The organism is Enterobacter cloacae complex sp. GF14B, assembly GCF_004136805.1.
Classification (GTDB): Bacteria; Pseudomonadota; Gammaproteobacteria; order Enterobacterales; family Enterobacteriaceae; genus Enterobacter; species Enterobacter hormaechei_C.
On the sequence record NZ_QFRV01000367.1, the window covers coordinates 1 to 928 of the forward strand.

2 protein-coding genes are annotated in these 928 nt (G+C 43.3%); both read right to left on the minus strand.

Annotated features, from left to right (window positions below; all coding sequences use genetic code 11):
* Positions 1 to 407 (minus strand): retropepsin-like aspartic protease (locus DD606_RS25685; RefSeq protein WP_139158411.1); only part of this gene is annotated, 407 nt, incomplete at its 3' end.
* 6 nt (positions 408 to 413) lie between these two features.
* Positions 414 to 928: hypothetical protein (locus DD606_RS26120; protein WP_176691522.1), on the minus strand; the 515-nt coding region annotated here is incomplete at its 5' end.

Genomic DNA, 928 nt, shown 5'->3' on the forward strand with positions numbered 1-928 from the left:
GGTTCTGAATCCATTTCTCCCTGAGATTCCGTTTTTGATGTGTATTGTCCTGAAGCCTTTGAGGAATCATCGGTTTCACTCTTAGGTAGGTGTGCCTCTTTCTTATCATCGGATGTTACATGCGCTACACCTAACATGTTTACTGGTGCAATGTGTGGTATCTCTTCCCCATCTGCAATGTTTTTGGACCAGTCATGCACCATTTTTGCTTCCCTCATGAATGGACGCCCTAAGATCATCTCAAATGACATAGGATGCTTGGAAAAATCCATAACAATGAAAGTCTGCCTTACCTTGTGTCCCAAGACCTTGATCCTGAGATCCTCAAGCATTCCAATAGGCGTAACAATAGATCCATTAGCCATTTTTACCACTACGCTTGTGGCTTCAAGGTGAGGTCGCCCCATAGACTCCTAACAACTCTTTGTCACCATGCTGACTCCCGCACCACCGTCAAGGACTCCCTTTACAGTTAATCCTTTAGTAGTGATTGGTAGAGTAGCATTAGATTCATCACCTTCAAAGTATTGCCCCAACTTGTTAACGGGTACTTCAATTACAGATTCATGTCCCGCTAGGTCAGATGGTGGTGCTAAATGTTCCTCATCATTCATTATCGAGTCAGGTTTGTTCATATGTGAAAACTGTGGTAATCCGGCCTGTAATTCTCCATTGAGGAAGGCTCGAAGAGCTGAGACTAGCTCGGGGTCTTTATATAGTTTGGACATGATGGTGGTTCTAACTTTTGAAGACATGAAATCCATAAATTTGGACATGTTTAACGGCACCTTTTGGGCTTCAGTCCCTTGACGTGGGGAAGATGGGATCTCCATTTCTTCGATAGGATCAAGTAGTCCCTCTGTAAACATTCTTTCCATCAAGAAGTGAGTACGTCCACTTTCCCATGACTTTAAGTCACTTTCTTCTT